We start from the raw sequence: 26,981 nt of genomic DNA, 5'->3' as shown, positions 1-26,981 counted from the left end.
CCCCCTGCCCCTCCCCCTCGCGGGCCGCACGCGCGGAGATCAAGGCCGGGTCCCAGGAGCCGCTGTTCTCGGCGACAGCCAGCGTGGCCGTGGTCCGTCCCGCCGCGATACCCGGGAGGTGGCGCGCGCAGGCGTCCGCGTCGCCCGAGGCCAGCAGGGCCTGTGCGGCCAGGACGACGGTCGCGAAGTACGGCGCGCACAGCAGGGCGCGGCCCATCTCCTCCAGGACCACGCCGAGTTCGACGGGACCGAAGCCGTCGCCGCCGTACTCCTCGGGGATCGCCAGGCCCGGCAGCCGCAGCTGCTCGGTCAGCTGGGTCCACACGGCGGGGTCGTACCGCGGCTCGCTCTCCATGAGCTTGCGGACGGCTTCCTCGGGTGACTTCGCCTCGAGGAAGTCCCGTACGGCCGACCGCAGTTCGTGCAGCTCGCTCTCGTCGGCGGAGACGACGACGCTCATGACACACCTCCCAGCTCACGGAACGGCGACTTGGTGTCGATGCCCGGTTCCTTGGGCAGGCCGAGGACGCGTTCCGCGAGGATGTTCTTCATGATCTCCTCGGTGCCGCCGAGGATCCTCAAGGCCGGGGTGGCCAGCAGGAGTTCGGTCCAGGCGTACGTGCCCCACTGACCGGTGTCGGCGATGGCGCGCGGGCCGAGGACGTCCGACACGAAGTGCGCGGCCTTGGTGAGGTTCTGGCCGTAGAGCAGCTTCGACACGGACATCTCGGGGCCGGGGGCGATGCCCGCGCGCAGCTTGCGCAGGGCACGTGCGTTGAGGTGCTCGGTGGCCAGGACGTCGACGAGCAGTTCGGCGAGACGGCCGCGCAGGGCCCGGTCGTCCCAGGTCCAGGTGGCGCGCATCAGCGCGGAGAGCCGGTCAGGGGAGAGAGCTGCGGCCACCGGTCCCGCGCCCTCACTGCCGACCGTGGCGCGCTCGTTCATGAGGGTCGTGAGGGCGACCGTCCAGCCGCCGTCGATCTCGCCGAGCCGGTGGTCGTCGGGGACGCGGACGTCGGTGAGGAAGACCTCGTTGAAGTCCGCGCCACCGGTCATCTGCCGCAACGGCCGGACCTCCACACCAGGCGCGTCCATGGGCACGAGGAAGGCGGTGATGCCGCGGTGCTTGGGCGCGTCCGGGTTCGTACGGGTCAGGGCGAGGCCGATCTGACTGTGCTGGGCGACCGAGGTCCACACCTTCTGCCCGTTCAGCACCCAGTCCTCGCCGTCGCGCACCGCGCGGGTCGTCACGCTCGCCAGGTCCGATCCGGCGCCGGGCTCGCTGAACAGCTGGCAGGCGATGGCGTCCCCGCGGTACATCGCCGGCAGCCAGCGGTCCTTCAGCGGCTGCGGTGCGTGGGCGAGGATCGTCGGGCCGATCATGCCAAGGCCGATCACGCTCAGCGTGCCGGTGTCGGCGACGTCGTACTCGAACTCGATCGCGTCGTAGAGCAGATCGTGTACGGAGGTGAGGCCTCGTCCGCCGTACTCGGGCGGCCCCGTGATCCAGCCGAACCCGTTCTCGTAGCGGATCCGCTGCCACTCCCGCGCCCGCCGCACTTGCTCCCGCTCCTCCTCGGGCGGGAGCGCGCTGAAGTACGCCATCGAGTCGTCGCCCTCGCCCCAGGTGAAGGCGGCGCGGTCGGGGGCCTTCGCCGCGTGGGCGTCCAGGAATCGGCGTACCTCGGCGGCGAAGGCCTGCATGTCGTGTTCCATTTGGGGCTCCGCGGTCAGGTGGACAGGATGGTCACCGCCGACACGCCCGGCGCGCCGTACAGGTGGGTGTAGCCGACGCGGGGCGTGCCGGGGACCTGCCGGGTTCCGGCAGTGCCGCGCAGCTGGAGCACGATCTCGTGGATCTGGCGCAGTCCGGACGCGCCGATGGGCTCGCCGTTGCCGAGCAGTCCGCCGTCGGTGTTGACCGGGAGCCGGCCGCCGATCGCTGTGGCGCCCTCGGCGATGAGGCGTTCCTGCTCGCCGTCCTTGCAGAGCCCGTTCTCGGCCATGTGGATGATCTCGGATCCGGCGTCGGTGTCCTGGAGCTGGGCGATGTCGACGTCCTCGGGGCCGATGCCCGCCTGCTCGTACGCCGCCCGGGAGGCGTCCACGGTCGGGCTCGCCACCGGATCCCCCACCGGCACGGACGGGCTCTGCACCTCGAAGGCGCCGAACCGGCGGCTGCGCAGTGCGGTGGCCCGGACCCGTATCGGGGTGGACGTGTACTTGTGGGCCTGGTCCGCCCGGCACAGCACGACGGCGGCGGCGCCCTCGTCAGGGCCGCAGTACATGAACTGCCGCAGGGGGTAGTTCAGAACCGGTGAGTCGAGGATTTCCTCGACTGTCAGCGGCGTGCGGCGCCAGGCCTTCTCATTACCGGCGGCGTTGCCGAAGTTCTTGGCCGCCACGCGCGCCAGCGTCTCGTGGGAGATGCCGTGGTCGTGCATATAGCGGTTGATCTTCATGCCGAAGAAGTGGGTGGTGAGGAAGAGCCCGGTCTGTCCGTACCAGGAGGGGATTCCGGCGACGGACGGATCGGCGGCGAAGGCGCCGCGCGGATGCTTGTCCATGCCGATGGCGATGGTCAGGTCGTGCTCACCGGTCTCGATGGCGCGGGCGGCCATCGCCACCGCCGTACCGGCCGTCGCGCAGCCGTTGAAGACGCCGCGCAGCGGTACGCCGGTCAGGCCGAGGCGACCCACGATCGCGTCCGGGTTGGCGACCTCGAAGCTGCCGACGTAGCCGCCCTGGATCTGCGGCCAGGTGACGCCCGCGTCGTCGAGCGCCATGCGTACGGCGTCCGCGCCCATGTCCATCGCGGGCTTGCCCGGGAACCGGCCGAAGGGGTGCAGTCCCGTTCCGATGATGACCGCTTCCATCACGCCACCTCTCCGTCGGCCGGGGCGAACGCGAAGGTGACGACCTCGGTGCCGTCGGCGTCCACGGTGTAGGGCACGAGCGTCAGCCGCATCCGCTGCCCGATGCTCAGCTTTTCCGGGTCGGGCTCGGTCAGCCGGGCCTCGACCAGTACCTCGCCGGGGAGTTCGATGTATCCGACGGCGTACGGCACGAAGGTGGCGGGGGTGTCGGAGCCGTCGTACGGCGGTGAGGGTGGGCGGAAGCCCTGGGTGGTGAACGTCCACAGCGTGCCGCTGTCCGACAGGAGCCGCTCCTTGGCTTCGGGGCTCCCGCACCGTACGCAGTGGGTGTCGGCGGGGAAGCTCACCAGACCGCATGCCGTGCACTCGGTGCCGAGGAGCCGGGGCTGTGCGGAGGGTGGCCAGGTGAACAGGCCGTCGGCCACGGGCTTTTGCACGGGCTTTTGCTTCGTCATGTCGTGCCCCCTCAGGCCGTGGTGCTGCGGTTGCCCAGGGCGTCGGCGTTCGGTGCCGCCTTGGCCACGAGGTTCGGGACGACGGAGGACAACTCCTCGGGTGTCCAACGGGACTCGGCACTCGCGCCGGGGCCGTTGACCCAGCCCTCCAGAACGGTGATGCGGCTGCCCATGACGCCGAAGACCCGGCCCGTGACCTCGCGCGAGGCCGCCGAACCCAGCCACACCACGAGCGGCGAGATGGCCTCCGGTGTCAGGTCCTGTGTCTCGGCGGCCCGCTTCATCATCTCGATGTCCTCGGTCAGCCGGGTCAGGGCGGTCGGCGCGATGGCGTTGACCGTCACTCCGTACCGGGCGAGTTCGGCGGCGGCGATGATGGTGAGGCTCGCCAGACCGGCCTTCGCGGAGCCGTAGTTCGACTGGCCGGGGTTGCCGAAGATGCCCGAAGGGGACGTCGTGTTGATCACCCGGGCGTCGTTCTGCTCACCGGACTTGGCACGCTCGCGCCAGTACGCGGCCGCGTGGTGCAGGGTGGCGAAGCTGCCCTTGAGGTGGACGGCCAGCACGCTGTCCCAGTCCTGTTCGGTCATCGACACGATCATCCGGTCGCGGAGGATGCCCGCGTTGTTGACCAGTACGTCGAGGCCGCCGAAGGTGTCGACGGCCTGCTGGACGAGGTGTGCGGCACCTTCCCACGACGAGATGTCGTCGGTGTTGGCCACCGCCTCGCCGCCGGCCGCGGTGATCTCGTCCACCACGGTCTGGGCCGGACCGGCCGAGGCGCCCGCGCCGTCGCGCGAGCCGCCCAGGTCGTTCACCACGACCTTTGCGCCCTGCTCGGCGAACGCCAGGGCGTGTGCCCGGCCGATTCCGTTGCCGGCACCGGTGACGACCACGATTCGGCCGTTGGCCACTCCTTGCGACATTCCCAACTCCTCGACGTTGACGCTCCGCTGGGAGCGCAGTTATTAATCCGCGGGCCCGGTGGGGGCTGGTCGCGCAGTTCCCCGCGCCCCTATTGAGGGGCCTGCGGCCACCTCAATAGGGCGCGATACCGCACCGGCGCTTAGTTGGTCTCTGTCAGCAGCACCCGTGGGTCCTCGCTGCCGCACCCGCAGCGGGCGGTGGCCACCCGACCCTCGATGCCCAGGGGTGTTTCGGGGAGCCCGGACCCGCGCCCCTCCCCCGCGGCGATGAACAGCTCGCCGTCCCGCTCTCCGAGGCGCCACTCGGCGGCGTTGATGTGCGCGCCGGCCCGCTCGGGACACTCCAGTGCGAGGGCCGGGCCCACCGTCGCCATCAGGCAGGCGGGCACGCCCGCCCCGCGCAGCACCGGTACGGCGGCCGGGCGGGCCAGTACGACCGATGTGGCCCGGAACATCTCGCCGATGTCGGCGCTGCCGCTCAGCCCCTCCAGGGTCTCGGCCGAGAGGCCGATCACCGCGTGCGGGCGCAGTTCCCGGTGGAAGACCGCGGTACGGCGGTGGTCCCAGCCCATCGCCTCCGCGATGCCGTACGTCACCTTCAGCGTCCGCAGCGCCCCGATCACCGAGCGGCCCCAGAAGCCCTCGAACCCGGAGGCGGTCAGCAGCGCACGCTGCCCGGCGGCCAGCCCGTGGCCGCGCAGCCGTTCCGTGGCCCACGCGGAGTCGCGGTCCATTTCCGCCCAGGTCAGTTCGGTGTCCCGCATGCCGTTCGCGGCGGGGAAGCGCACGATGTAGGCGAGGTCGGGCCGGTCGAGTTCGCGGGCCCTGGCCAGGGTGTCGGCACGTGCCATCAGCTCTTCACCACCCTCGGGAACTTGGCGACGCTGGTCATGGTCCGCAACAGCTCCTCCTCGGTCCGCAGGTCGAGCACCGGCTCGACACCGGTCCGCTCGTGCACGGCCTTGCCGAGCCGCCCTGCCAGGGCTTCGACATCGCCGGTGAGTTCGGGGTCGTAGCCGACGCGCAGCCGCAGTTCGTCGACCTCACGCGCGGCCCGTACGATCTGGAAGACCCCCGCCACGGTCTCGGGCTGGTCCTCCACCGCCTGCCAGATGTCCCGCAGGACCACGGAACGCCCCTGGACCAGGGTCTCGTCACCGCGCCGCCCTGCCACCCACATCCGGGCGTGGGTGCGTCCGCAGCCGCAGCGCTCACCGGACAGCCGTACGAGGTCCTCGCTGCGGTAACGGATCAGGGGCGCGGCCCGGTTGTCGAGATCGGTGGCGACCAGTTCGCCGACTTCGCCCTCCGGGACGTCACTCCAGCTGTGCGCTTCGGCGTCCTCGACGTCCAGGCACTCCGCGAAGACGGTGTCCTCCCAGAGGTGGAAGCCGTCGTGCTCCCGGCACTCCCAGGCGGTGCCGGTGTCGGCCGCGCTGGTGTACTCGTAGACGTCGATGCCCCAGTCGTCACGGATGCGGTCGCGCATCCTGCGGCTGAGCGGCTGGCCGGCGCACGAGGCGCCCTTGAGCGAGGAGAAGGCCTCTTTGAGGTCCACCTTGTCGGCCAGGTGCTCCAGCTCCACCATCTGCGGGTAGATCATCTGGAGGTAGGCGGGCCGGTAGGTGCGGACGGCCTCGACGATCTCGTGCATCCTGCCGAGCCAGGTGTCCGCCTCGACCACCACCGCACCGAGCGCCTGGTAGCCGGCGTCCATGAAGTTGCGGAACGTGCCGGGAGGGCTCAGTACCAGGTCCCCGGGCCGCAGCCCGACCTCCCACAGGTCCCGCACCTGGGCGGTCACCAGGGGCGGCGCGTCCTCCCAGATCTCGGCGAAGAACTCCGGGTCGCCGGTGGTGCCCGAGCTGGAGGACACGGAGGTCAGCTCCTCGGGCGGGACGCAGAGCATTCCGCCGAAGGGGTCTCCGGTCCGGGCGCGGTGGGCGCGCACCATGTCCTTGGTGATGAAGGGGATGCGCTCCCTGAAGTCGTCCAGGGAGCGGATGTCCCGTGGGTGTACGCCGTGCTCGTCCCAGAGTTCGCGGTAGAAGGCCGAGTTGGCGTACGCGTACTCGACCAGTTCCAGGACCCGCTCCTCCTGCCGTGCGCGGAGTTGATCCCGGGGCATGGTCTCCACGTGTGGCTCGAAGTACCTGTCACCGGCCATGGCGCCTCCTCGCAGCCTCGTTCGGCTGCCCAGATCTTCCAGCTATCAGCGCAATGAGTCAACTAATTCGTCGGAATCGCATCCAACCTCGCGTCGACTCTCGCGCCGGTCCGAGTTATATAGTTAACTATTAGCACTCATTCAGCCAGTACGGAGGTCCGCTGTTGAAGATCGTTGTCTGCGTGAAGCACGTGCCCGACGCCACGGCGGACCGGGCGTTCACCGAGGACGGCACCACCGACCGGGACGCGGTCGACTCGGTGTTGTCCGAGCTCGACGAGTACGCCGTCGAACAGGCCCTGCGCATCACCGAATCGGGCGTCGACGCGGAGGTCACCTACCTCACCGTCGGCCCCGACGACGCGAAGGACGCCCTGCGGAAGGCGCTCGCGATGGGCGGCGACTCCGCCATCCACGTGAGCGACGAGGACATCCGGGGCAGCGACGCGGCCGCCACCACGCTCGTGCTGGCCCGGGCGATCGAGCGGCACGGCTTCGACCTGGTCGTCTGCGGGATGGCCTCGACCGACGGCTCGATGGGGGTCGTTCCGGCGATGCTGGCCGAACGGCTCGGCGTCCCGGCGGTCACCCATCTCGACGAGCTCGCGGTCTCGGTCGAGGACGGCTCGGTGACCGGCCGCCGCGAGGGTGAGTCCGCCACCGTACGCATCCAGGGCACCCTGCCGGCCGTGGTGTCGGTGACCGACCGGTCCGGCGACGCCCGCTACCCGTCCTTCAAAGGGATCATGGCGGCGAAGAAGAAGCCGCTGGAGACCCTCGATCTGGCCGACCTCGACATCGAGCCCAAGTGGACCGGCCCGTCCGCCGCCCGGTCGGCGGTCGACACCGCGGCCAAGCGCCCGCCGCGCTCCAAGGGGGAAATCGTCGTGGACGAGGGTGCGGGCGGCGTCGGCCTTGCCGCGTTCCTCACCACCAAGAAGTTCGTCTGACCGAATCCGCCGGGCCTCCCAGGCTTCGCCGGACCTCTGCTGCTTCGCCGGGCCTCTCAGGCTTCGCCGCGCCTCTCACGCAAGGAGTACCTCACCGTGGCCGAGATCCTCGTCCTCGTCGACCATGTCGACGGCACCGTACGCAAGCCGACCCTCGAACTCCTCACCCTGGCACGCCGTCTGGGCGAGCCCTCGGCCGTCTTCCTCGGTCCCGGCGCGGATGCCGCGACCGATACCCTCGGCACGTACGGCGCGCTCAAGGTCTACGTCGTGGACGCCCCGGAAATCGGAGACCACCTGGTCACGCCGGCCGTCGACGCCCTCGCGCAGATCGCCGCGAGCACCAGACCTGCCGCCGTGCTGCTGCCGTCGAGCCTCGACGGCAAGGAGACCGCCGCGCGGCTCGCGGTCCGTCTGGAGTCGGGGCTGATCACCGACGCCGTCGACATCACCGCGGGCGACGACGGGCGGCCGGTCACCGAGCAGTCCGTGTTCGCGGCGACCTACCAGGTCACGGCCCATGTCACGGAGGGCGTCCCGGTCATCACGGTCAAGCCCAACGCCACCGCCCCCGAGCCCGCGCCGGTCACCCCCGTCATGGAGAAGGTGGACGTCACTTTCGGCCCCGCCGCCACCGCCACCCGCGTCCTGTCGCGCACGCCACGCGTCGGCGGCGACCGCCCCGAGCTGACCGAGGCCGACATCGTGGTCTCCGGGGGCCGGGGTGTGAACGGCGCCGAGAACTTCGCCGTCATCGAGCGCCTCGCGGACGCGCTCGGCGCGGCCGTCGGCGCCTCGCGGGCCGCGGTGGACGCCGGCTGGTATCCGCACAGCCACCAGGTCGGCCAGACGGGCACCCAGGTCTCCCCGCAGCTGTACATCGCCGCCGGGATCTCCGGCGCGATCCAGCACCGGGCCGGCATGCAGACCTCGAAGACCATCGTCGCCGTCAACAAGGACGCGGACGCCCCGATCTTCGAGCTCGTCGACTACGGCGTCGTCGGTGACCTCTTCAAGGTGCTCCCGCAGTTGGTGGACGAGATCGAGAAGCGTGTGTAAAAATATTTAACTGATTGCATCCATTGCCCCGAAGGAGCGCCATGGCGAAGATCTGGGTCAACTCGGGAGACTCCCATGTGATGGAACCCGACGACCTGTGGACCGAGGCCCTGCCGCAGCGTCTCGCCGACCGGGCGCCACGCAGCGAACGCGGCGAGAAGTACGAGGTCCTCTACATCGACGGCGAGCGCATCGACCGCCAGCTCAACGACTTCATGGACGCGATGCGCCCGCCGGGCGCCAAGGATCTCGACGTACGCCTCAAGGACCTGGACCAGGAGGGCGTCTGGAGCCAACTGGCCTTCCCCTCCATGGGGTTCTGGCTGGTGTCGATCACCGAGCGGGAGCTCGCGCGGGAGACCGTACGGGCCTGGAACGACTGGGCGCACTCCGAGATCCTCGGCAGGAACAAGCGGGTCATCACGCCCGCCTGTGTCTCCACGGCCGACATCGACGACGCGGTCGCCGAGGTCGAGCGCGTGGCGGAGCTCGGCTTCAAGTCGGTCTTCCTGCCGTGCTCCACACGGCCCGGCGAGGAGTACGCGCTGGACCGCTGGGAGCCGCTGTGGACCGCGGCCGAGCGGGCCGGAGTGGTGCTCGCCTTCCACATCGGCACCGGTGGCGAGAACGTCGTCTTCCGCGGGCCGGGCGGCGCGGTCGTCAACTACATGGAGACGACGTACCCGGGCATGCGCGTGGTGGCCCACATGGTCGCGGGCGGTGCCCTTGACCGTCACCCCGACCTGAAGATCCTCATCGCGGAGGGCGGTGCCGGGTGGGTGCCGGCGATCGGCGACCGGATGGACGAGGCCTACCGCCAGCACGGCATGTTCGTACGGCCGAAGCTGAGCCGGCTGCCGAGCGAGATCATCCGGCAGCAGGTGTACGCCTCCTTCCAGCACGACAAGAGCTCGGTGGAGATCGTCGAGGCCACCGGCTACTACAACGTGATGTGGGGCGACGACTACCCGCACCTGGAGGGGACGTACGGCCACACCCAGTCGACACTCCACGAACTCTTCGACGGCGTGGACGACAAGATCCGCGAGCGCGTCACCCGCGGCACCTTCAACGAACTCTTCAGCCCTCCGGAACAGACCCCCGAAGAGGCGGCCGTCTGAACCACGATCCGCGAGGAGGCTCGAAGAAGCGCCCATGACCCGATATCCCGAATATCCCGAGGATCTGGAACAGCCGGGGCTCGTACGGACCGGCCGGTCGACGTTCATCCGTCCCGTCCGGCCGGACGACGCCGACCGTCTGGTCGACTTCGTCGGCCGGCTGTCGCGGGCGACCCTGGCGTTCCGTTCCCTCGGCCCGGTGGTCCGGGCCCGGGACGAGGTGATCCGGCGCGGCGCCCATGTGGACTACCTCAACGAACTGGCGCTCGTCGCCCTGTCCGGCGACGAGATCGTCGGCCTGGTCCGCTACGTGCGCGACTCCGCGGAACCGGACCACGCGGAGGTGACCTTCACGATCCGGGACGACCACCAGAGCGAGGGCTTCGGGCGGCTGCTGCTCGAACACATCGCCGCAGCGGCCCGCGACCGCGGGATCCGGGTCCTGGAAGCCGACCTGCTCGCCGACAACGTACGCATGATCAATGTGTTCCTCGGCTCCGGCTACCGGGTCGAGACAGGGCCGCCCGGCCAGATCATCCACTTCGACATCGCCATCGACCCGCAGGCCGAGGCGGTGGCCCGGGCCGAACGGCGTGAGCACACGGCCGTACGGCGCTCGCTGCGGCCGTTGCTCGAACCGCGGTCCGTCGCGGTCGTCGGCGCCAACCGCAGTCCGCTGACCATCGGCCACGAGATCGTGGCCAACCTGCTGCGCGGCGGCTTCCCCGGCAGTGTCTTCCCCGTCAACCCGCACGCCGACGAGATCGCCGGTGCCCGGGCCTACCCCAGCATCCGGGAACTGCCCGAACCACCGGATCTGGTGCTGGTCGCCGTACGGGCCGAGGCGGTTGCCGGAGTCGTACGGGAGTGTGCGGAGGCCGGCGTCAAGGCGGTGGTCGTCGTCTCCACCGGCTTCGGCGAGACGGGTCCCGCCGGGCGCACGGCCGAGCTGGAGCTGGCCCGGTTCGCACGGGCCTCCGGGATGCGGCTGGTGGGCCCGAACTGCATGGGCGTGGTCAACACGAGCTCCGGAGCACGGCTGGCCGCGACCTTCTCGCCCGCCCTGCCCTCGGCAGGGCGCGTCGCCATGTCCAGCCAGTCCGGGCCGCTGGGCCTCACGGTGCTCGACCTGGCCCGGCGGCTGCGCCTCGGCTTCTCCGGGTTCGTGTCGGTGGGCCACTCCGTCGACGTGTCCACCAACGACCTGCTCCAGTGGTGGGACCAGGATCCCGGCACCTCGGTGATCCTGCTGCACGTCGAGCACTTCGGCGATCCGCGCCGGTTCGCCCGGGTCGCCCGTCAGGTCGCCCCGCGCAAGCCGATCGTCGCGGTGCACCCGGGTCATGCGGACTCGGCCGTCGACTCGCTGTTCGCGCAGTCGGGAGTGATCCGTACGCGCGGCCTCCAGGAACTGTTCGACGTCGCCCTGCTGCTCGCCCACCAGCCGCCACCGCTCGGCAACCGGGTCGCCGTACTCACCAACGCGGGCGGTCCCGCCGCGCTCACCGTGGGGGCGTGCGCGGCGAGCGGGCTGCGGGTCGCCTCGCTCGGCGACGGCACCCGGGAGGCCCTCCGCTCTGCGCTCGCGCCACAGGCGGAGGTCGCCAATCCGGTGGACCTGACGCCGATGGCCACCGCCGCCCACTACCGGCAGGCGCTGGACGCCGTGCTCGGCGACGACTCGGTGGACGCCGCGATCGTGCTGTTCATGCCTCCGCTGGCGGACAAGGCCGACGAGGTGGCGTCCGCGATCCTGGACGCGGCCCAGGCCTGGCCGGACAAGCCCGTGGTGACCAGTTTCCTGGGCGGCTCGGGCGTCGCCGATCTGCTGCGCCGGGGCGAACTGGTCGTACCCACCTACGCGTTCCCCGAGTCGGCCGCCGCCTCGCTCGGTCACGCGGCGGCGTACGAGGCGTGGCGGAGCCGTCCCGCCGGTGTCGTACCGGATCTCGACGGCATCGACACGGAACGTGCGCGGGCCCTGCTCGCCGGCTTGCCTGCGGGTCCGGTTCCGCCCTCCGTGACCGGGGAGTTGCTGGAGTGCTACGGGATCGACGTACGCTCCGGTCCCTCCGATCCCTCCCGCCCCTCCGGCGCCGGCCAGGACGCGTTCCTGCGTGTCGACGCCGATCCGGTCTTCGGTCCGGTCGTCGCGTTCGGGCTCACCGGGGACTATGCCGACCTCATGGCGGACGTCGCGTATCGCGTCACCCCGCTGAGCGACCGCGACGCACGGGAGATGATCCGCTCGCTGAGGGCGGCCCCGCTGCTGGACGGCCGTGCGGGCGGCCGGGGTGTCGACCTGACGGCCCTCGAGGAGACCGTCCTGCGGATGTCCGCGATGGTCGAGGACCTCCCGGAGATCGAGGCGATGGAGCTGCGGCCGGTACGGCTGGCGCCGCCCGGAGAAGGGGTCGCCGTCACCCGGGCGGAGATCCGGCTGCACGAACCGAAGAGCCGAGAGGTGGCCTGAGTGAAGAGCCGAGAGGTGGCCTGAGTCATGAAGGTGGGCATCTACTTCGATCTGCGCAACCCGCCGCCCTGGAAACAGAGTTGGTCCCGGGTCTACGGCTTCGCCCTCGAGATGTGCGAGGAGGCGGACCGGCTCGGCCTTGACTCGGTCTGGTTCTCCGAGCACCACGGCTTCGAGGACGGCTACCTTCCGCAGCCGCTCACCATGGCCGCCGCCGCTGCCGCGCGCACGCGCCGGGTGCGCCTGGGCACGGCGGTGATCCCCGCGCCGCTGCACGCGGCGCCAGAGATCGCCGAGCAGGCCGCGCTCGTGGACATCCTGAGCGAGGGGCGGCTCGATCTCGGACTCGGCACCGGGTATCGCGTTCCCGAGTACCGGCTGTACGGGGCGGATCTCGGCAAGCGCTACTCCACCACCGACGAGCGGGTCCGACAGATCCGGGGACTCTGGGCGGAGTCCCTGGTCACCCCTGGCCCGGTCCAGGACCCGCTGCCGATCTGGCTCGGCTACCAGGGTCCGCAGGGCGCCCGGCGGGCCGGTCGACTGGGTACGGGGCTGCTGTCGCTCAATCCCGCGCTGCTGACGCCGTACCGGGACGGCCTCGCGGAGAGCGGACACGACGTCTCGACGGCTCGTATGCAGGGCTCGTTCACCAGCTTCGTCACCGAGGACCCGGACGGCGACTGGCCGGTGGTCCGCAAGCACCTGGCGTACCAGTGGGACAGCTACCGCCGCTACATGGTGGAGGGCACCGACCAGCCGGTCCCCCGCCCCATCGATCCGGAGAAGTGGCGGGAGACCGGGCTGCGCGCGACCGGCTTCGCCCAGTTCCTCTACGGCACGCCGGAGGACACGGCCGAGGCCATCAAGGAGTACGTGGCCGGGTTGCCGGTCGAGGGTGTGTTCCTGTGGGCTTCACTGGCCGGGATGCCGGAGGAGATGGTCGCGCGTCAGGTTCAGCTCATCGCCGGGAAGCTGCGTCCGCTGCTGGCTGACATCTGATGTGCCGAGACGAGGGAGTGCCCGTATGCCGACGCCGAACGCCCAGTGGGCCGGATCGGACTTCCAGGAGCCGCCGCGTACGACCGGCGGTGTCGCGCTGTGCGGCGCCTGCCGCGTGACCGGCGCGTGCCGGCTGGGCGTGGAGAAGGAACGGCTCGGCGATGACGGCGTGGCGTGGTTCGAACTGGCCTGTCCGCGGTCCCAGGAAGGAGGGCCGAACGTCGCGCACGGCGGCTGGACTGCGTCCGTCATGGACGAGTGCCTGGGCCATCTCCCTTTGCTGAACCGCGTGTTGAGTGTGACGGCCGAACTGACGGTGAGCTTCGTGAAGCCGGTGCCGGTGGAACGACCGGTCGAGGTGCGGGCCTGGGTGGAGCGGCGGGAGGGGTCCCGCTGGTACATCGCCGGCGAGATGACGCTGCTGCCGGGCCACGCGGTGCTCGCGCGGGCGTCCGGGATCTGGGTGACGCGTGACCGGGGGCACTTCGAGCGGCACGAGACGTGGTTGGCGGGCCAGTAGCTCCGTCGGCCGGCTCCACTGGGACGGCGGCCAGGAGTCGGCCGGGCCGTCGCCATCGCCGTCGCCGTCGCCGTCGCCGTCGCCGTCGACCACCGAAGTCCGGTCGGGCGTGCGGTGGAGAAACCGGCATGGGTCAAGTCCTGGCCTGCGGCGGCGCGAGTTCGGCCGCGACCTCGACGGCGATTTCGACGGCCCGGCCGGCAAGTGGTGACTGGGTACGTCCGGCCTGCCAGTGCAGGTAGATCTCCCGTGGCGGCAGGGACGGCCGTAGCTCGTGGATGCGGAGCCTGTCGTCGGACGGTACGTCGGCTCCGTGGATGGCGAGCCAGGGCAGCACCGCCGATCCCAGGCCGGCTCGCACCATCGACAACAGGGTGTCGTTGACCGCGCTGCGGAACACGACCTGCGGACGGGCACCGCTGCGGGCGAGGGCCTGCTCCATCAAGGGCTGGTCGCAGGTCAGCGGCCAGGCCACCATCGGCGCGCCGTCGAGCCGCTCCAGCGGGACCGGACCTTCGGGGAAGGTGCCGACGCCTGCCACCAGCAGGTACGGATCGTCGAGCAGCTTGCGGTGCTCGACGTCGCCGTCGAGGCGGCCGTCGTAGAACAGCAGGTCGAGGTCACCGATCTGCGGCTGCTCCGGCTCCTCCTCGGACAACCTGATGTCGCAGCCGGGGTGCTTCTCTCGCAGCCGGCGTACGACCGAGGGCAGGATCACGTTGGACACGCTCTGGAACGTGCCGATGTCGATCCGGCCGTCTCCCGCCTTGAACCGGTCCACGGCGTCGGCCAATGCCTCCGCTTTCGCCAGCAGTTCGCGACCGTGGTCCAGGACCACGGCGCCGAGTGGGGTGAGCCGTACTGGTTTGGGACCGCCCGGCCGGTCGAACACCGGACCTCCGACGGCCCTCTCCAACGCGGCGATCTGTTGGCTCACCGTCGACTGGGTGTACCCGAGACGGGCGGCCGCCCGACCGAACGAACCCTCGTCGGCGATGGCGGCCATCGCCGCCAGATGGCGCAGCTCGACGTCGTTCACGTGTTCCAGCGTAGTGACGTCCATTGGCGTAAGCGATCCAATCGATCGGAAATCATCGCTTTTCACAATGGAGTGGGGGCTCTAGCGTGCCGGACATGACCTCACATCAATCTCACGGCGAGCAATTACTCGGGATCAACGGCGTCGAGCTGTGTGCCGAGACCTTCGGAGACCGCGCGGCCCCGGCGATCATGCTGGTCGCCGGGTCGGCCGCCTCGATGCTGTGGTGGGACGCCGAGCTGTGCGAACAGATCGCTGCCCGTGGCCGATTCGTGGTGCGGTACGACCATCGGGACACCGGCCGGTCGACCTGCTACCCGCCGGGACAGCCGGCCTATTCGTTCACGGACCTGACCCTGGACGTGCTCGGCATTCAGGACGCCTTGGGCATCGAGCGCGCCCATGTGGTCTGTCAGTCGATGTTCGGCGGGCTCGGACTCATCCTCGGCGTGGACCATCCCGATCGGGTCGCGTCGCTGACGTTCGTCTCGACCTCGACCGGTGCCGACGACCTGCCGCCGCCGTCCAGTGACCTGGCCATGGCGGCCGAGCCGGATGCCTCGGACGCGGCCGCGGTCGTCGAGTACGTGGTCGCCGGCGCGAGGGCGTACGCCGGTGGCTCGCCGCACTTCGACGAGGCCGCGATCCGGGCGTTGGTCGAACGGGACGTGGCGCGCGCCAGGAACTACGCGTCGACTCTGGTCAACCATTACGCCATCGAGTTCGACGGTCCGGTGCGAGGCGGTTTCGGCGACATCGCGGCGCCGACGCTCGTGGTCCACGGCGACCACGACCCACTGCTGCCGCTGCCGCACGGCGAGGCGCTGCGCGACGCGATCCCCGGTGCGGAGCTGCTGGTCCTCAAGGGCGCCGGACACGACGTGCCCAAGCCCGTGTGGGACGACTTCGTGTCGGCTCTGGTGGGGCACACGGAAGGAGCTCGCTCGTGAACCGGCTGCGGTCGGCACTCTGGCTGCCGCTCTTCGACGACCTCGCCGACCCGCGGGTGGTGGCGCGCCTGGCCGCCGACGCGGAGGAAGCCGGGTGGCACGGCTGCTTCGTGTGGGATCACCTGAGCTGGCGGGCGCCGGTCCGAGAGGTCGCCGACTCGTGGATCGCGCTGTCGGCGATCGCGACCACGACCGAGCGGCTGCGGCTCGGTCCGATGGTGTCGACGCCGGCCCGTCGACGGCCGGCCAAGCTCGCGCGGGAGACCGCGACGCTGGACCGGCTCAGCGACGGCCGCCTCACCCTCGGCGTCGGCCTCGGCAGCGACCGGTTCGCCGGCGAGCTGTCCAGGACCGGCGAACAGCTCGACGACCGGCAGCGCGGGCGGATGCTCGACGAGTCCTTGGCGATCCTGGCCGCCGCCTGGTCCGGCGAACCGGTGCGCCATCGCGGCGAGCACTACACCGTCGACGACATCACGTTCCTGCCGCGGCCGGTTCAGCGGCCGGGCGTTCCGGTGTGGGCCGCCGGATTCCCGGGCAACGTCAAGCCGATCCGCCGGGCCGCCCGGCTCGACGGCTTTTTCCCGGTCAATCTCCAGCACCCGGACCAGCTAGCCGAGGCCGTCGGCACCCTCACCGAGCTGCGCCATGGCGAGATGGACTCGTACGACATCGCCGTCGCGCTGCCACCCGGTGTCGATCCCGAACCGTACGCGAGCGCCGGTGCGACCTGGTGGCTGGCAGAGTTGGACCCGGGTGTACGGCTCGACACCGTGCGGGGCATTCTCCGCGACGGCCCCGCGGCGTGAGGAGACGATCGCATTGTTCGACTACGACTCGGAGCTCGCTCGCTATCACAAGCGGCTTTGGGAGGCCCTCGACGTCCGATCCGGCGACCGTGTCCTCGACATCGGCTGCGGCACCGGCCAGACCACCCGGGACGCGGCCCGAGCCGCGTCGCCGGGTACCGCGCTCGGCGTCGACGTCTCGGACCCGATGCTGGCGCGGGCCCGCCAACAGGCCGAGACGGAAGGGCTCCGCAATGTCGGCTTCGTGCAGGCCGACGCCCAGACTCATGCCTTCCCGCTGGAGCATTTCACTCTGGGCGTCAGCCGGTTCGGCACGATGTTCTTCTCCGACTCGGTCGCCGCGTTCGCCAACATCGGGCGAGCCCTGCGTCCGGGTGCGCGCTTCGTGCAGCTGGTCTGGCAGGCCGCCGACCGTCAGGAGTGGCATGCCGCGATCCGGGCGGCGCTCGCCGGCGGGCACGCGTCGTCGACGTCGGCCCCGGCGGCCGACGCCTTCGCACTGGCCGATCCGCACGTCGTGGTGGATGCCCTGACCGCGGCCGGTTTCACCGCGGTGGATGTCGAGGACGTACGCGAGCCCGTCTACTACGGCCCGGACGCCGACAGCGCGCGTGATGCCGTACTCCAGCTGGGAATGGCGAAGATGGTCGCCGATCTGGACGCCTCGTCCGCCGAGCGCGCACTCGATCGGCTTCGCGCGACTCTCGACGCGCACGACACCGGCGACGGCGTATGGTTCGACTCCCGCTCCTGGCTGGTCATCGCGCACCGACGCTGACCACCTGCAAGCGGCCGCCGCCAGAATCACTGTCCCTGCTCCCGGATCCCGTTGCGCATCCACTGCGCATTCGGCCGGAACTCGCGGGATATCGAGGGAACTGGAGGAAAGCATTCCGTAGCGGCTCGCGCCGCATACCCGCCCCCGGCAGACCGGAGGGCGGGCGTCGCGGCTGATGTCCGTTCGGGAGGGCGCCAGTTGCTGCTACGGGTGCCGGCTGCCGACGGAAGGATCACCCAACAGATCCTCCAACCCTGCCGATATCCCGGCGATGAGATCACGCCGCGGGTCGATGAGCCACTGGAGCTGGAGCCCGTCCCACATCGCGACAAGGGCCGCCGCGATCAGCTCGGGGTGCCTCTGGTTCGAGATACGGCCCTCGTCCTGGTCCCTGCGTACCGCGGTCGCGAGAAAGGTGACGACCTGCTCGTACCTGTCACGGAACCACTCGTGCGCCGGATGATCGGGAGCCGAGGCCTCCGCGGCCATCAGGGCGAGGAGCCGCAGCATCTCCTGTCGTTCCAGATTGCGGCGGACGTATCGCAGGACCGCGTAGGCCACACCCTTTTCCCGGCTGTCGGACTCGAAGGAGTCGGTGCTCGCGGAGTCGGCGTTCTCGAGGACGGCCACAAGGAGCTCGCTCTTGCTGGGGAAGTGGTGCACGACGCTGGTCAGGCTGAGGCCGAGCTGTTTGGCGATCTCTCTCAGGGACCCTCCGCGGTAGCCGCGCGCCGCGAACACGGCGGTCGCTGAAGCGACGATCTCGGCCCTGCGCTGTGCGCTCTTGGCATAGGGGCCTCGGCGAGTGGCCGGGCGAGCCGCCGTCTCTTCGGTCATGCCCCCAGCCTAAGCATGCCCCCGAGCCCAGGTGGGCGGTGTGCAGCGGTGTCCGGCCACCGGCCCGCCATCATTACCCTTGCTGAAACTGTAGCACCTGTTCGGTTTTCGTTGTACGGTCTCGCTCACCCACACCACGACGTGCGGTAGAGCCGCGCACGCATCCACCGGGTGGAGAGGAGACGGACAACGATGTTCACCTCACATGTCTCAAAAGCACTCATCGGCGGGCTGACCGCCGCACTGCTCCTGATCGGTTGCGGCCGGTCCGATACGCAAGGAAGTGGGGGCGCCACCAGCGCTCCCGTCGACACCTCACCGGCCAAGGGCGAGATCAACGTATGGGCCATGGGCACCGAGGGTGAGCGCCTGCCCGACCTGGCCGCGCGCTTCCGGAAGGCCAACCCGGACGCGAAGGTGAAGGTCACGGCCATCCCGTGGCAGGACTACGCCAAGAAGGTCGAAACGGCGATCGCCTCCGAGGACACACCGGACGCCACCCTCGTCGGAACCGCCGACCTGACGAACTTCGCCTCGACGGGTGGACTCGAACAGGTACCGGCCGGCCTCGTCGACACCTCGTCCTTCTACGGCGGCGCCGCCCGGAGCACCACCTTCGAAGGAGGCACGTACGCCGTCCCCTGGTATGTGGAGACACGCTCCCTCTTCTACCGCAAGGACCTGGCACAGGCCGCCGGAGTATCCGCGCCGAAGACCTGGCAGGAGTACCGCCCGTTCCTCAAGGCCCTCCAGAAGCAGGGCGCGAAGTGGGGCCTGTCGCTCCCCACCGGCGTGACGGCGAGCTGGCAGGGTGTCCTGCCCTTCATGTGGCAGGCCGGCGCGGACCTCATGAACAAGAACGGCACCGAGTTCACCTTCGACACGCCCGAGGCACTCGAGGGGATGAAGTTCTACCAGTCGTTCTTCACCTCGAAGACCTCGACCCGCAACGGGCCGGTGGCCCTCGGAGAGATCGAGCCGCAGTTCGTCGACGGTTCCACCGCCGCGCTCATCTCCGGCCCCTGGGAGACGGCACTGCTGAAGGAGGCGGGCGGAGCGGACTTCGTCAAGGACAAGGTGGGGGTCGCCCCGCTCCCCAAGGGGCCGAAGTCCAACGCCGGCTACATCGGGGGCGGGCACTGGGCGGTGTTCAAGGACGCGAAGAACCGCGACGGTGCCTGGAAGTTCGTCCGGTGGCTCTCGCAGCCCGACGTCCAGCAGGACTGGTACGAACTGTCCGGAGACCTTCCCGCCGTGGAGTCGGCCTGGAGCGAGGGGAAGCTCAAGTCGGATCCGGTGCTGACCGTCTTCCGGTCCCAGCTGGAGACCGCGCTGCCCGGCCCGAACGTCACCACGTGGAAGCAGGTCACCGCGGTCCTCGATGCCGAGATCGAGAAGGTGGCCAAGGGTGTCTCGTCGCCGCAGGACGCTCTGGAACGGGTCCAGGCGAAGGCGTCCTCGATCGGAACGGGGCAGCCTCGATGACCACGACCACCTCCGTGGAACCCGCACGCGAGAGGTCTTCCACCAGGCAAAGGACCCAGCGGACGAGGGGCGGTTCCCGACACCTGCGGCGCACCTTGGTCGCCTGGGCCTTCTGCTCGCCCTTCGTCCTGCTGTTCGCCACTTTCGGCATCTGGCCGGTCTTCTCGTCACTGTCGATGAGCGTCACCGACATCACCAGCAGGGACGTGGAGACGCCCTTCAGTGTCAACTTCGTCGGCCTGGAGAACTACACCGCGCTGTTCGCCGATCCCACCTTCGTCCGCGCCGCTCTGAACACGCTCTATTTCGTCGCCGTGGGCATCCCTCTGACGATGGTGTTCTCCCTCGCGATCGCCGTCGCACTCAACTCCGGGATCCAGCGCGCGAAGGGCTTCTTCCGGGTCGCCTACTTCGCTCCGGTCGTGACGAGCATCGTGGCGATAGCGGTCGTGTGGAGGTACCTCTACAAGCCTGACGGGATGATCAACTCAGTCCTGTCCGCAGTGGGAATCTCGGGGCCGGACTGGCTGAACGATCCGAACTGGTCCATGCCCGCCCTCATACTGATGGCGGTCTGGCGGCACTTCGGCATCCCCATGGTGATCTTCCTGGCGGGACTGCAGTCGATACCTCCCGAAGTGCACGAGGCGGCCGTTGTGGACGGCGCGTCCCGCTGGCGTGCCTTCCGCAGCGTGACCTTGCCGCTGCTGAGGCCCACCACGCTGGTGGTCGCCGTTCTGCTCAGCATCAGCTACCTCCAGTTCTTCGAGGAACCGTTCGTCATGACCAGCGGCGGCCCCTTGGACAGCACGACATCGATCAGCTACTACGCCTACGAGCAATTCGGCTTCGGGAATTACGGACTGGCCTCGGCCGCGTCCTATGTGCTGGTCACCGCGATCGCTCTGCTGAGCTTTCTGCAGTTCCGCATCTTCCGAGCGAAGGCCTGACATGACCGCCACCACCACAACGACAGGACCGGCCACCACCACACCGACAGACCCGGCCTTCCGTGACCGGCGTCCGTCCCGGCGCGTCCCTACGAGTCGTGTCGTTCTCTACTGCGCCCTGGTGCTGGGCCTCCTCGCGACGCTGGCGCCCTTTGCCTGGATGTTCCTCGGTTCGGTGAAACCCACCGGTGAGATCGTCGCCCATCCGAGTTCCTGGCTTCCCCAGTCCCCGACCTTCGCCAACTTCGAACAACTGCTGTCGAAGCAGAACTTCGGACTGTACTTCCTGAACAGCACACTCGTAGCGGTGGCTTGTGTTCTGGGGAATCTGCTGTTCTGCTCGATGGCCGGATACGCCTTCGCGAAGATCGAGTTCGCGGGGAAGCGTCTGTTGTTCGGCCTCGTCCTCACCATGCTGATCATCCCCGGCGTCACGACCTTCGTCCCACTGTTCGTGCTGGTCAGCAACATGGGCCTGGGCAACTCCTACCTCGGGCTGATCCTGCCCTTCCTCGTGACACCGTTCGGCGTGTTCATCATGCGGCAGTTCATCCGGGACATCCCGGACGCCCTCGTCGAGGCGGCTCGCCTCGACGGCGCGGGCGAATCCCGGATCTTCCTCAGAGTGATCCTTCCGCTGACACGGCCCGCTCTGGCGACACTGGCGATCCTCACCTTCCTCGCGCAGTGGAACAACTTCCTGTGGCCGCTCGTCATCGCGCAGACCGAGGACCACTACACACTGCCCGTCGCCCTCGCCCTCTTCTCCGTGGGAGCCAACGGCACCGACTACGGCCTGCTGCTGGCCGGGGCGGTCACGGTCGTCACACCGATCATCCTGCTGTTCCTCGCCCTGCAACGGCACTTCGTCGAGGGCATCGCCAACACCGGCATCAAATAGCCCTCTTTCGACCGCCGCAGACCTGCCCTCTCGACCACCGGGTCGACCCGCGCACAACGAACAGGAGAACCAACCATGCTTCGTCCTCAGGACGGCCCCACTCGTGAACGCCGCTCCCTGGGCGGCCTGTGGGGCTTCCGCCTGGACGCGGAGGGCGTCGGCCGTGCCGAGGGCTGGTGGCGCTCGCAGCTCGCGGGCGCCGTGGACATCCCGGTGCCCGCCAGTTACAACGACATCTTCCCGGACGCGACCGTCCGCGACCATGTCGGCGACGTCTGGTACCAGACGCATGTATGGGTTCCTGCCCGGTGGGCGGGGGAACGGACGGTGCTCCGCTTCGACGCTGCGACGCATCGCGGGACCGCCTGGGTCAACGACGTGGAGGTCGTCCGGCACGAAGGCGGTTACACCCCCTTCGAGGCCGACGTCACAGCGCACTTGCGGCCGGGTGCCGAAAACCGTGTCACCGTCGTGGTCAACAACGAGCTGACCTGGGAGTCGATACCACCCGGCCGAGTGGAGGAACGCGCGGACGGCCGCCGGGTGCAGCACTACTTCCATGACTTCTTCAACTACGCGGGCCTGCACCGGCCCGTGTGGCTGTACACCACGCCCCCCGTCCACATCACCGACATCACCGTGACCACCAGCCTCGAGGACACGACCGGCCTCGTCGAATACCGCGTGGACAGCACCGCACAGGCCGAAGAGCACGAGGTGCGTGTCTCGCTGCGCGACGCCTCCGGGGTCGAAGTCCATGCCGCCACCGGAGCGGTGGGGATCCTCAGGATCGCGGACGTGCACCCCTGGGCGCCCGGCGACGGGTACCTCTACGAACTCGAGGCCACGCTGTGGAGCAACTCCGGCGAGCTCGTCGACAGTTACCGGCAGTCCGTCGGCGTGCGCACTGTGGAGGTACGGGGCAAGGAATTCCTGATCAACGGAACCCCGTTCTACTTCAAGGGTTTCGGCAAGCACGAGGACGCCGCCGTGCGCGGCAGGGGTCACGACGACATCCTGATGGTGCACGACTTCGCGCTGCTGGAGTGGACCGGCGCGAACTCGTTCCGCACCTCGCACTACCCCTACGCCGAAGAGGTGCTGGACTACGCGGACCGGCAGGGTGTGGTGGTCATCGACGAGACCGCGGCCGTCGGCCTGAACCTTAACATCGCGGGAGGTGTTTTCGCCTCCGGCCGGCAGGTGTCCACTTTCTCACCCGACACTGTGGGTGAGAGCGCCCTTCGCACGCACCTGCAGGCGGTGAGGGAGCTCGTGGCGCGCGACAAGAACCATCCGAGTGTCGTGCTGTGGTCCATCGCCAACGAGCCGGACAACGTCCAACCGGAGGCGCGCGAGTATTTCGCACCGCTGGCGGCCGAGGCACGGCGGCTGGATCCCACACGGCCCGTCGCCTACGTCAACGCGCTCATGGGCAAGCCGGACCAGTGCGTGGTCAGCGACCTGTTCGACGTTGTGCTCCTCAACCGTTACTACGGCTGGTACTTCGGCCCCGACGACCTTCCGGCGGCCGAGAGGGAGTTGGAGGCCGAACTGCGGCAGTGGGCCGCGCACGACAAGCCCATCGTCATCACCGAGTACGGAGCGGACGCCTACCCCGGACTGCGCAACGTCGTACCCAGCCCGTGGACCGAGGAGTACCAGACCGAACTGCTCGACGTGTATCACCGCGTGTTCGACCGTGTCGACGCGGTCGTCGGCGAGCAGGTCTGGAACTTCGCCGACTTCGCCACGGCGCCCGGTGTCTTCCGTGTCGACGGCAACAAGAAGGGAGTGTTCACCCGCGAACGCCGGCCGAAGGGCGCGGCGTTCAGTCTGCGCGCCCGCTGGCGGAAGGCCGGCCAGTAGACTCCGTCAGTCTCTCTGCCGGTCGTGTTCCGGTCGGCGACTCCATCAGTTGTCGTAGGCGTCGCCGACCGAGGGTGGTGGTGGCGATCGTGGCCGGTTCCCGTCCCGCAAGCGGGGAACGATCGCACAAGGACATGGTCTATGACAGCGTGATGCCGAGTCGCTCCGCCAGCTCCTGGGCGCTGACGCCGTACGTCTCCCGGATCCGTACACCGTCGGGGCCGACGTCGAAGACGCCGCAGTCCGTGTAGACGCGGCTGACGCAGCCGACGCCGGTGAGCGGGTAGGCGCACCGCGGGACGAGCTTCGGCTCACCGGAGCGGGTGAAGAGCGTCATCATCACGTAGACGTCCTTGGCGCCGATGGCGAGGTCCATGGCGCCGCCGACGGCAGGGATGTCGTCGGGCTTGCCCGTGGTCCAGTTGGCGAGGTCGCCGTTGAAGGCGACCTGGTAGGCCCCGAGGACGCAGACATCGAGGTGCCCGCCGCGCATCATCGCGAAGGAGTCGGCGTGGTGGAAGTACGCCGCTCCCGGCAGCTCGGTCACCGGGACCTTGCCGGCGTTGGTCAGGTCAGGGTCGACCGCGTCGCCCTCGGCCTTCGGACCCATGTTGAGCATGCCGTTCTCGGTGTGCAGTACCACCCCGGAGTCGGCCGGCAGGTGATCGGCGATCTTGGTGGGCTGCCCGATACCGAGGTTGACGAAGGCGCCGGCCGGGATGTCGCGTGCGATGACGGCGGCCAGTTCGTCCATCGAGAGCCGGCGATCGGCGCGCACCTGATCGCTTGACGTGGTGGTCATCGGGCCCCCTGCACGGTGTAGTGACGGGCCGCCACCTGGACGACTCGGTCGACATAGATGGACGGGGTGACGATGGCCTCGGGGTCGAGCTTCCCGGGCTCGACGACCTCGTCGACCTGGACGATGGTCGTCGTCGCGGCCGTGGCCATGACCGGTCCGAAGTTGCGGGCCGTCTTTCGGTAGACGAGGTTGCCCATCGAGTCCGCGACGTGCGCGCCGATCAGCGCGTAGTCGCCCTTGATGGGGTACTCCAGCAGGTACTTGCGACCGTCGATCTCCCGCTCCTCCTTGCCCTCGGCCAGCGGCGTGCCGACAGCGGTCGGGCAGTAGAACGCGCCGATACCGGCACCGGCCGCGCGCATCCGCTCGGCGAGGTTGCCCTGCGGCACCACCTCCAGCTCGATCTTCCCCTCGCGGTAGAGGCCGTCGAAGACCCAGGAGTCGGCCTGGCGCGGAAAGGAGCAGAGCACCTTGCGCACCCGGCCGGCGGCCAGCAGAGCGGCCAGCCCGACGTCGCCGTTGCCGGCGTTGTTGGACACGATCGTGAGGTCCTTCGCACCCTGCCGGATGAGCGCGTCGATCAGATCGAACGGCATGCCCGCCAGGCCGAAGCCGCCGACGAGGATCGTGGACCCGTCCTCGATACCGGCGACCGCCGCATCCGCGCTCTCGACTATCTCCGCCCGGCTCACTGGGCTGCCCCCGTGACATCGCAGTTTTCCAGTACGACAGCCAGGCCCTGACCGACCCCGATGCAGATCGCGGCGACGCCGTAGCGCTGCCTCGTCTCGCGCAGCACCTTGGCCAGCGTGGCGAGGATGCGGCCGCCCGAGGCGCCCAGCGGATGCCCGATCGCGATGGCTCCGCCCTTCTGGTTGACGATGGTGGGGTCGACCTTCCACGCGTCGAGGCAGGCGAGCGACTGCACGGCGAAGGCCTCGTTGAGCTCGACCGCGCCCACCTGGTCCCAGCCGATCCCGGCCCGGGCCAGCGCACGGTTCGCGGCCTCGACCGGGGCGTAGCCGAAGGCCTGCGGCTCCAGCGCCATCACGCCGCGGCCGGCGATACGGGCGATCGGGTCGGCCCCGATCGCGGTCGCCGCGTTCTCGCTGCCCAACAGCACCGCGGAGGCACCGTCGTTGAGCGGGCTGGCATTGCCCGCGGTGATGGTGCCGCCCTGCTCCGGCGTGCGGAAGACCGGCTTGAGCCCGGCCAGGACCTCCGGCGTTGATCCGGCCCGGATGCCCTCGTCGCGGACCAGGTCGACGCCTTCGACCGGCACCACCAAGTCGTCGTAGAAGCCCGACTCCCATGCTGCCTGGGCTAGTTGGTGGGAGCGGGCGGCGAACTCGTCCTGCCGCTCGCGGGAGATCCCGAAGCGCTCCTTGAGCTGCTCGTTGGCCTCGCCGAGGCTGACGGTCCACTCCTTGGGCATCCGCGGGTTGACCAGCCGCCAGCCGAGCGTGGTCGAGACCGCGGTGACATCGCCGGCCGGGAACGGCTTCGCCGACTTGGGCAGTACCCACGGCGCACGCGTCATCGACTCCACGCCGCCGGTCAGCACCACCTCGGCGTCGCCGGACTCGATCGTGCGACTGGCCGTCATCGCGGCGTCGAGGCTGGAGCCGCAGAGCCGGTTGACGGTGGTGCCGGGCACGCTCACCGGAAGCCCGGCGAGCAGCGCCGCCATGCGGCCGACGTTGCGGTTCTCCTCGCCGGCGCCGTTGGCGTTGCCCCACACCACGTCGTCGATCGCGGCGTGGTCGAGGCCCGGCACCCGGGCGAGCGTCGAGGTGATCGCGGCGGCGGCGAGGTCGTCGGGGCGGACGCCGGCCAGCGCGCCGTTGAAGCGGCCGAACGGCGTGCGCGTCGCGGCGTAGATGAAAGCGCTCATGGCAGCGACGCTAGCCTCGGGCCACTATATTCTGAAGTACGCATATCCGACCCAATTGATACGGACGACATATGGATCTGCGTCACCTGCGGTACTTCGTGGCGGTGGCCGAGGAGCGCCACTTCGGTCGCGCCGCCGAGCGGCTCCACATGGCCCAGCCGCCACTCTCCACGCAGATCCGCCAGCTCGAAGCCGAACTCGGCGTTGAACTGCTCCGCCGCACCACACGCCGCGTCGACCTCACCGAGGCCGGCCGGGCCTACCTCGAGCGGGCGCGCGCGGTCCTCGCCGACGTCGACGAGGCCGCCCACCACGCACGGCTCGTCGCCGCAGGCGCGGTGGGCCACCTCGCCATCGGGTGCGTGGGCTCGGCGACGTACAGCCTCCTGCCCGCGCTCTCGCGGCGGCTTACCCAGGAGCTTCCCGGCGTCGACTTCTCCTTCCGCGGCGAGATGCTCGCGCCCGACCAGGTAGAGGCACTGCGCACCGGCGCGATCGACGTCGCGCTGCTGCGCCCTGTGGCGGCCGACCTCTCCCTCACCGTGCACACCCTGCGCCGGGACCGGCTCGTCGTCGCCGTACCGCTCGACCACCCCCTCGCCCGCCGGAAACGGTTGCGTGCGGCGGACCTGGCCGGTGCCGACCTGATCGTGCACTCCGCCGACCGCCGGTCGGTGATGTACGACGTCGTCCTGGGCCTCCTGCGCGACGCCGGCGTCGAGCCGCACATCCGCCACGAGGTCGGCGAGACCTCGACCCTGGTCACGCTCGTGGCCGGCGGCCTCGGCGTCGCGGTCGTGCCGGAGCCCGTGACCGCGCTGGCGCTCGAAAACGTCGCGTACCTACCGCTGTCCGGGGCCGGCGCACGCGTGGAGCTGGCCGTCGCCCACCGCGTGGACCGCTCCGAACCGCACCTGGCGCGCACCGTGGGGATCATCCAGGCCATGTTCTGAGGCGTCCACCGGTGCCGGACAAGGCCTCCGCTTGGCTCGGCGACCCTGCCTGGCGAGGTCGGGCGGCTCAGTCGGCCCGACGTAGGCGTCGGGTGCGGGTTCGTTGTGGCTGGTCGCGCAGTTCCCCGCGCCCCTGAAGGGCGCGCCTGCCGCTGGGTGGGTGGG

The 26,981-nt window shown here is 69.8% G+C and carries 26 protein-coding genes; 14 read left to right on the top strand and 12 right to left on the bottom strand.

The features are described from left to right. From G5C60_RS33770 to G5C60_RS33740, 7 genes are all read right to left on the bottom strand, one after another. Positions 1-460 (bottom strand): acyl-CoA dehydrogenase family protein (locus G5C60_RS33770; RefSeq protein ID WP_206440316.1); only part of this gene is annotated, 460 nt, incomplete at its 3' end. Continuing rightward, positions 457-1,716: an acyl-CoA dehydrogenase family protein gene (locus G5C60_RS33765; RefSeq protein ID WP_165264890.1), complete on the bottom strand. Its 1,260-nt coding sequence runs from the start codon at positions 1,714-1,716 to the stop codon at positions 457-459. The genes G5C60_RS33765 and G5C60_RS33770, both read right to left, overlap by 4 nt. A gap of 14 nt (positions 1,717-1,730) precedes the next feature. Next, positions 1,731-2,879 carry a thiolase C-terminal domain-containing protein gene (locus G5C60_RS33760; RefSeq protein ID WP_165264888.1) on the bottom strand — a complete coding sequence of 383 codons (1,149 nt, stop codon included), beginning with the start codon at positions 2,877-2,879 and terminating at the stop codon, positions 1,731-1,733. Continuing rightward, entirely contained in the window at positions 2,876-3,331 is a 456-nt protein-coding gene (locus tag G5C60_RS33755) for a Zn-ribbon domain-containing OB-fold protein (protein WP_165264886.1), read from the bottom strand. The genes G5C60_RS33760 and G5C60_RS33755 overlap by 4 nt, the downstream gene beginning before the upstream one ends. Positions 3,332-3,342: 11 nt before the next feature. Further along, complete coding sequence (locus G5C60_RS33750) at positions 3,343-4,257, bottom strand: SDR family oxidoreductase (protein WP_165264884.1); 915 nt, start codon at positions 4,255-4,257, stop codon at positions 3,343-3,345. A 140-nt stretch (positions 4,258-4,397) separates the two neighbouring features. Further along, positions 4,398-5,108 (bottom strand): hypothetical protein, encoded by a 711-nt coding sequence (locus G5C60_RS33745; RefSeq protein ID WP_165264882.1) that lies wholly within the window; start codon positions 5,106-5,108, stop codon positions 4,398-4,400. Beyond that, entirely contained in the window at positions 5,108-6,424 is a 1,317-nt protein-coding gene (locus G5C60_RS33740; protein WP_165264880.1) for a phenylacetate--CoA ligase family protein, read from the bottom strand. Before G5C60_RS33740 ends, G5C60_RS33745 begins: the two co-directional genes overlap by 1 nt. Before the next feature lie 164 nt (positions 6,425-6,588). Here G5C60_RS33740 and G5C60_RS33735 point away from each other — a divergent pair, with 164 nt between their 5' ends. The 6 genes from G5C60_RS33735 to G5C60_RS33710 all read left to right on the top strand — a co-directional run bounded on the left by G5C60_RS33735 (position 6,589) and on the right by G5C60_RS33710 (position 13,549). Further along, on the top strand, positions 6,589-7,374 hold the full coding sequence (locus G5C60_RS33735) for an electron transfer flavoprotein subunit beta/FixA family protein (RefSeq protein ID WP_165264878.1): 786 nt from the start codon (positions 6,589-6,591) through the stop codon (positions 7,372-7,374). A gap of 96 nt (positions 7,375-7,470) precedes the next feature. Further along, positions 7,471-8,433 carry an FAD-binding protein gene (locus tag G5C60_RS33730; RefSeq protein WP_165264876.1) on the top strand — a complete coding sequence of 321 codons (963 nt, stop codon included), beginning with the start codon at positions 7,471-7,473 and terminating at the stop codon, positions 8,431-8,433. 41 nt (positions 8,434-8,474) lie between these two features. Next, on the top strand, positions 8,475-9,554 hold the full coding sequence (locus G5C60_RS33725; protein ID WP_165264874.1) for an amidohydrolase family protein: 1,080 nt from the start codon (positions 8,475-8,477) through the stop codon (positions 9,552-9,554). Between the two features lie 34 nt (positions 9,555-9,588). After that, complete coding sequence (locus G5C60_RS33720) at positions 9,589-12,027, top strand: bifunctional acetate--CoA ligase family protein/GNAT family N-acetyltransferase (RefSeq protein ID WP_165264872.1); 2,439 nt, start codon at positions 9,589-9,591, stop codon at positions 12,025-12,027. A gap of 27 nt (positions 12,028-12,054) precedes the next feature. Further along, positions 12,055-13,029, top strand: a complete 975-nt coding sequence (locus G5C60_RS33715; protein WP_165264870.1) for an LLM class flavin-dependent oxidoreductase — start codon at positions 12,055-12,057, stop codon at positions 13,027-13,029. Positions 13,030-13,054: 25 nt separating this feature from the next. After that, entirely contained in the window at positions 13,055-13,549 is a 495-nt protein-coding gene (locus tag G5C60_RS33710; RefSeq protein ID WP_206440314.1) for a PaaI family thioesterase, read from the top strand. A gap of 133 nt (positions 13,550-13,682) precedes the next feature. Here the strand turns inward: G5C60_RS33710 and G5C60_RS33705 are convergent, their stop codons facing one another. Continuing rightward, entirely contained in the window at positions 13,683-14,588 is a 906-nt protein-coding gene (locus G5C60_RS33705; RefSeq protein ID WP_478503697.1) for a LysR family transcriptional regulator, read from the bottom strand. 95 nt (positions 14,589-14,683) lie between these two features. Between G5C60_RS33705 and G5C60_RS33700 the strand changes: the two genes are divergently transcribed. Genes G5C60_RS33700 through G5C60_RS33690 form a run of 3 tightly spaced genes read left to right on the top strand, consistent with a single transcriptional unit; the run spans position 14,684 to position 17,125 of the window. After that, the gene (locus G5C60_RS33700; protein WP_165264866.1) at positions 14,684-15,538 is read left to right on the top strand and encodes an alpha/beta fold hydrolase; all 855 of its coding nucleotides are present in this window, start codon (positions 14,684-14,686) and stop codon (positions 15,536-15,538) included. Beyond that, positions 15,535-16,347, top strand: coding sequence for an LLM class flavin-dependent oxidoreductase (locus tag G5C60_RS33695; protein ID WP_165264864.1), 813 nt, complete (start codon positions 15,535-15,537; stop codon positions 16,345-16,347). Before G5C60_RS33700 ends, G5C60_RS33695 begins: the two co-directional genes overlap by 4 nt. A gap of 13 nt (positions 16,348-16,360) precedes the next feature. Further along, positions 16,361-17,125, top strand: a complete 765-nt coding sequence (locus G5C60_RS33690) for a class I SAM-dependent methyltransferase (protein WP_165264862.1) — start codon at positions 16,361-16,363, stop codon at positions 17,123-17,125. Between the two features lie 204 nt (positions 17,126-17,329). On the opposite strand, the gene G5C60_RS33685 is transcribed toward G5C60_RS33690, so the two are convergent. Next, on the bottom strand, positions 17,330-17,962 hold the full coding sequence (locus G5C60_RS33685) for a TetR/AcrR family transcriptional regulator (RefSeq protein ID WP_165264860.1): 633 nt from the start codon (positions 17,960-17,962) through the stop codon (positions 17,330-17,332). 192 nt (positions 17,963-18,154) lie between these two features. On the opposite strand from G5C60_RS33685, the gene G5C60_RS33680 reads away from it, so the two are divergent. The 4 genes from G5C60_RS33680 (at position 18,155) to uidA (ending at position 23,167) form a co-directional block, all read left to right on the top strand. Further along, positions 18,155-19,447, top strand: coding sequence for a sugar ABC transporter substrate-binding protein (locus G5C60_RS33680; protein WP_165264858.1), 1,293 nt, complete (start codon positions 18,155-18,157; stop codon positions 19,445-19,447). Next, entirely contained in the window at positions 19,444-20,397 is a 954-nt protein-coding gene (locus tag G5C60_RS33675; protein ID WP_165264856.1) for a carbohydrate ABC transporter permease, read from the top strand. Before G5C60_RS33680 ends, G5C60_RS33675 begins: the two co-directional genes overlap by 4 nt. Position 20,398: 1 nt before the next feature. Further along, positions 20,399-21,298 carry a carbohydrate ABC transporter permease gene (locus G5C60_RS33670; protein WP_165264854.1) on the top strand — a complete coding sequence of 300 codons (900 nt, stop codon included), beginning with the start codon at positions 20,399-20,401 and terminating at the stop codon, positions 21,296-21,298. Between the two features lie 75 nt (positions 21,299-21,373). Next, the gene (uidA, locus tag G5C60_RS33665; protein WP_165264852.1) at positions 21,374-23,167 is read left to right on the top strand and encodes a beta-glucuronidase; all 1,794 of its coding nucleotides are present in this window, start codon (positions 21,374-21,376) and stop codon (positions 23,165-23,167) included. Positions 23,168-23,306: 139 nt separating this feature from the next. On the opposite strand, the gene G5C60_RS33660 is transcribed toward uidA, so the two are convergent. Genes G5C60_RS33660 through G5C60_RS33650 form a run of 3 tightly spaced genes read right to left on the bottom strand, consistent with a single transcriptional unit; the run spans position 23,307 to position 25,863 of the window. Then, positions 23,307-23,969, bottom strand: a complete 663-nt coding sequence (locus G5C60_RS33660) for a 3-oxoacid CoA-transferase subunit B (RefSeq protein WP_165264850.1) — start codon at positions 23,967-23,969, stop codon at positions 23,307-23,309. Further along, positions 23,966-24,661, bottom strand: a complete 696-nt coding sequence (locus G5C60_RS33655; protein WP_165264848.1) for a 3-oxoacid CoA-transferase subunit A — start codon at positions 24,659-24,661, stop codon at positions 23,966-23,968. Before G5C60_RS33655 ends, G5C60_RS33660 begins: the two co-directional genes overlap by 4 nt. After that, the gene (locus G5C60_RS33650) at positions 24,658-25,863 is read right to left on the bottom strand and encodes a thiolase family protein (RefSeq protein ID WP_165264846.1); all 1,206 of its coding nucleotides are present in this window, start codon (positions 25,861-25,863) and stop codon (positions 24,658-24,660) included. The genes G5C60_RS33655 and G5C60_RS33650 overlap by 4 nt, the downstream gene beginning before the upstream one ends. 71 nt (positions 25,864-25,934) lie before the next feature. On the opposite strand from G5C60_RS33650, the gene G5C60_RS33645 reads away from it, so the two are divergent. Then, positions 25,935-26,816 carry a LysR substrate-binding domain-containing protein gene (locus G5C60_RS33645; RefSeq protein WP_165264844.1) on the top strand — a complete coding sequence of 294 codons (882 nt, stop codon included), beginning with the start codon at positions 25,935-25,937 and terminating at the stop codon, positions 26,814-26,816. Positions 26,817-26,981 lie beyond the last annotated feature (165 nt).

The sequence above is a fragment of the Streptomyces scabichelini genome, from assembly GCF_011045015.1.
Classification (GTDB): Bacteria; Actinomycetota; Actinomycetes; order Streptomycetales; family Streptomycetaceae; genus Streptomyces; species Streptomyces scabichelini.
This window is presented reverse-complemented; position numbering and strand designations above follow the sequence as displayed.